3 protein-coding genes are annotated in these 4,743 nt (G+C 64.6%); all 3 read left to right on the forward strand.

Features of this window, described 5'->3' with window-relative positions:
- Positions 1-1,048, forward strand: a 1,048-nt coding sequence (locus tag QOC69_RS21280; RefSeq protein ID WP_526443258.1) for a helix-turn-helix transcriptional regulator, incomplete at its 5' end; no start/stop codon positions are given.
- 266 nt (positions 1,049-1,314) lie between these two features.
- Positions 1,315-2,781 (forward strand): helix-turn-helix domain-containing protein, encoded by a 1,467-nt coding sequence (locus QOC69_RS21285; protein WP_526443260.1) that lies wholly within the window; start codon positions 1,315-1,317, stop codon positions 2,779-2,781.
- A gap of 452 nt (positions 2,782-3,233) precedes the next feature.
- Entirely contained in the window at positions 3,234-4,706 is a 1,473-nt protein-coding gene (locus QOC69_RS21290) for a CoA transferase (RefSeq protein WP_526443262.1), read from the forward strand.
- Positions 4,707-4,743 lie beyond the last annotated feature (37 nt).

A 4,743-nucleotide genomic window follows, 5' to 3' on the forward strand; every position in this document is an offset into this window, starting at 1 on the left:
GCTGGCGGCGGTCGGCCGGTTGGACGAGGCTGCGGCCCAGGCCGGCGACGGATTAGAGCAGGCCCGCCGGGAAGGCAACGCGATGGCCCTTGCAATCTGGGCCGCGGTTGACGGGGTTGTCCACCTCGCGGCGGGCCGGTTGTCTGCCGCGCGCGCCGCCGTTGAATCCCTGCCGCCCCGACACGCAACAATCGCGACCCCGGGGGACATGATCCGCACGATGATTCTGGCCGACGTGGCGGCGCGCACGGAAGACCGAACGTTGTTGCAGCAGATGACTAATGACGCGCGCGACGCCTACCCCACCGGCTCAACTCTGGTACGTCGCGGAGCGGCGCATGTGCTAGCGCTGGCGGCGTGGCAGCGCGACGACGTCCATGAAGCGATGCGCTGGCTGGGCGGCGACATCACGCTGTACGAATCACCAATCTGGACCCAGGTCTTAGATCAGGTGATCTTGGGTGCGCGGGTGGCGTCGGCGGCCGGGGATGCCGGCTTGCGCGCACGTGTCCTGCAGGCCACTGACCTGCTTGAGCGGGAGCGGCCGGCGATCCCGTTGTTCACCGGGGTAGCCGGATACGCGCGCGGACTACTCGAGTGTGATGCCCAGGCACTGGTGGCTTCCGCGGAGCTGCTTCACTCGTTGTCGCGGCCGCTTCTGTACGCCGCGGCCGCCGAGGACGCCGGCGCTGAACTCTCACGCACCGACCGGGGTGATGAGGCGCTGGATCAGCTCAACGCCGCGTTCGACACCTACCTGCACCACGAAGCGCTCGCCGATGCGCGCCGGGTGGGCCGCGAGTTGCGCCGGTTGGGTGTGGAACGTCGCATCGTCAGCCAGCCGCGGGCAAAAGCGGGCTGGGACAGCCTCACCGACTCCGAGCTCAAGGTGGTCAACCTGATCGCACAGGGCGTGACCAACCGCGACGCCGCCATGCAGCTGCACCTTTCCCTGCATACGGTGAAAAACCACGTCCACAATGCGTTCGCCAAGCTGGGCATCAACTCCCGCGCCCAATTGACGCAGCTCATGCCCGGGTCCGATTAACCAGCCCGTCTCATATCGGGTCCGCCTAGTACTAGGTCCATGCGGCTCTAAACATGAATCCTCGGGCCATGGTGCTGGGCTGCCCGCGCGGCGACCGTAGTAGTCGTCAACTAATCACGTTCTCACTCGAACGACGGCCGAGGCTAGGCCAGACACCGCGCTCGTGAGCAGACGAGAGAAGGACCAACGATGCTGAGTGCAACGCTTGGAATGCTGGCGATGGTGCCGGTGGTGTTCGGTGCCGCTGGGTACGCGATGGTGTCCCGATGACCGCATACTCGCCTAGCTCGGTCGCCGAATCAGCAAGTAGCACTATCGATTCCGACGCGCAGGCACGACGCGCGAACGATGGCGAACTGAGCGCAGGGTGTCAATCTGGCCTGACGATTGATGAGGATGCAGTGGACGGACTCTTGACCGCCGAGGAACTTGCTGCCGAATTCGACGAGAACCTCGACGATGGCAAGTTGTACGCCAAGTATCGCCGGCTCGCCGCCGAACAGGCCGCCTTGCGCCGGCTCGCCACGCTCGTCGCACGCGGCGTTGAACCTTCGGAGGTATTTGGCGCGGTCGCCGACGAGATGCGCCGATGCGTGCCTGCGGCTGCCGCAGGGTTGTGGCGATACGAAACGACCGGCGAAATTACGCTGCTCAGCCTCGCGGCTTACCTTCCTGACGCGGCGATGAAGTGGCCGGTGGGCACTCGAACATCGATCGAGGGCAACACCCTCGCGGCGGTGGTGCAACGCACCGGCCGCCCTGCCCGGATGGACACCTACGACAACGCCACCGGAACTTTCGCCGAGCTCGTCCGCGCAATCGGCCTGAGCGCTGCGGTGGGAGTCCCCATCATCGTCGACGGACGCCTGTGGGGCCTGGCGGCCGTCGGCTCGGACCGGCCAGGCCCCATGCCGGCCGACACAGAGGACCACATGGGCCACTGTGCCGAACTGATAGCCACTGCACTCGTGGCCGGTCATCGCGACGAGCAGAACCGGCAGCTCCTGGCTGAGGGGTCACAACGCTTGAGTCTGATTGACGCCCTGCTTGAGGGACGGGCCTTCGACGATTGGAGCCTGCGGGATCTCGCCGGCCATCTTCGGCTGCCGATCAATGGTCCTTTTGTGGTCATCGCCGCCCACGTTCCCAGCGCGGGCGATGAGCCGCTACCCGAGATCGGGTCGAAGCTTCGTAGCCTTGACATATTCTCAGCGTGGCGGCTGCTGCCTGATGTGCAGGTCGGAATCGTGCACGTCACGTCCGAACGAAAACTCGACACGGTTATTGGCCTGGTATCTCGGATGACGACTGCGCGGGTGGGCGTAAGTGCGGCCTTCGGGGATCTGCGCGATACGCGACGAGCCCTGCATGTCGCAAGGGTGATGTTGCGGGGCCCGACCGATTCCACATCCTCGGTCGCCGTGTTCGACGGCTCCATCCTGGCCACCGCTGCCGTCAGCGCGCCGGAGGCGATGATCAAAACGGTCGGGGCTGCGTTGGACGGTTTTGGCAACCTTCCCGACGAGGACCGGGAGATGCTGTTCGAAACGTTTCGGGTCTGGCAGGACAACGATGCGTCGGTGTCCGGTGCGGCTGAGGTACTTATTTGCCACCCGAACACCGTCCGCCACCGGTTGCGCCGGATCGAGAAACACACCGGCCGATCCCTCTCGCGGCCAAGGGATGTCGCCGAGCTGTGTTTGGTTTTCGAGGTACATCGCCGTCTGATGTAGCCGAAAACCATTGAGGCTGTAGACGAGCGGAAGGCCGCCACGATAACGATGCTGCCTAGTCAGGGCCCGCGCGCGTAGCACATCATGCAAAGCCGTTGTCGTGACGTGCGAGGTGGGCGTGTCACAGTTTGCGATGTCTGAAGCGACGTCGACGCCCAGGTGCTCAATGGAATCATCACTCCGCGGCTGCTGACATACATACTGATTCTGGCCAACAGATCGACGGTGCTGGGATCGGCCAAGGACGGCCCTATCATGCAAAGCCGTTGCCACACTGTGCGTAGCCGAAGTCGGTCTGCTCTCGTTCGTCGTGCTCGTTCAAACGGTTCTTGGGCTCGGCTGCCGGTGTTCCCCGCTACACCTAACCGGATTCATCGCTGTCATCGGGGCCAATGACGTGGGTTCCCTAGCGGGCAATAGTCGGGACATGACAGCCACCGCGGCGTCGAGAGTTGAAAGGAACCAACATGAGCAGCAACAGTTTGGTTACACCAACCCTGTCTACAGGCTTCGACGTCAACGCGCATTTCCGCTCTGTCATGAGCGATCTCGGACTGTCGCCCGAAGACACCGGCGGCGCAATAACTTTTGTTGGCGTGGATCCGATTTTCCCGACCGTGCATCGGCTCGGGGCGTGCATCGGCATCCCGATCATGGCCGGGGCGGCGGGCATCGCCGATATCTGGCGCCAGCGCACCGGCCGCGGCCAGGACCTGAGCCTCGACCTGCGCAAGGCCATCCACGGCATCAACCCGATGTACAAATTCATGCCCACGATCAACGGCTACCCCTACCAGCTGCCATATTTCATCGGCAACCCGATGGGGTTCGACCTGTACCAGACCAAGGACGGCCGGTTCTTCCTGCCGACGGGGGCCTACCCGCGCCTGCTGAACAGCATGTGCACGTTCCTGGAGTGCTCGCCGGACAAGAACAGCATCGCCAAGACCGTGTCCAAGTGGGACGCCATGGAACTCGATGAGGCGGCCGCTGACAAGGAGCTTGTCTTCGCCGTCGTGCGCACGCCCGAAGAGTGGGCAGCCCACCCCCAGGGCAAGTACCTCGCCGAAAAGCCGTTGGTGGAAATCGTCAAGATCGGCGATAGCGATCCAGAGCCGTTCACACCGGCGGCACGCCCGCTGTCGGGGCTGCGGGTGCTGTCGGCAACCCACGTCATCGCCGGCAACGTTATGTCGCGCACGTTGGCCGAGCACGGCGCCGAGGTGCTGCAGATCGCCCACCCCGAAGAGTTTGAGCACGAGGCCCTAATGCAGGACCCCTGCGCCGGGTTCACCTCCTCGGCGTGGCTGGACCTCAACCAGCCCGAAGCCCGCCAGAAGGCCTACGAACTCGCCGCCGGCGCAGACGTATTCGTCGAAAGCTACCGCACCCGCAAGATCTCCAAGCTGGGACTGTCGCCCGAGGAACTGGCCGCCCGCCGCCCCGGCATCGTCTACGCCTCCGCACGCTGCTACAGCTACGACGGGCCGTGGGCCAACCGGGCGGGGTTTGACATGGAAGCCCTCTGCGTCACCGGGTTCACCACCGAAGAGGGCACCCCCGAACGGCCAGCGTTCCCCCCGACCCACGTCAAGAACGACTACAACGCCGGCTACCTCGGCGCGGCCGGCATCCAAGCCGCCCTCATCCGCCGGGCCAAGGAAGGCGGCAGCTACCACGTGCGCGTCAACCTGGCCCGCTGCGCAATGTGGTTCATGTCCTTGGGCAAACTCGACAAGAACGCCCCAACGCCCACCGGCGAGCAGCACCAAATCCTGGACCCGGCCAGCATTACCGCGCAAACCCCCTACGGGGAACTCGTCCGACTCGCCCCTCCCGTGAAGTTCTCCGAAACCAAGCCCTACTGGCAAGACCCCGTCCTGGTGGTGCGGGGGTCAAGCAAGGCGCAATGGAAGGACGGCTGACTCCTCGGGTTACAGGCAGTAAGTATCCCGAGCGCCC

It is taken from the genome of Mycobacterium sp. (genome assembly GCF_032162105.1).
GTDB lineage: Bacteria > Actinomycetota > Actinomycetes > Mycobacteriales > Mycobacteriaceae > Mycobacterium.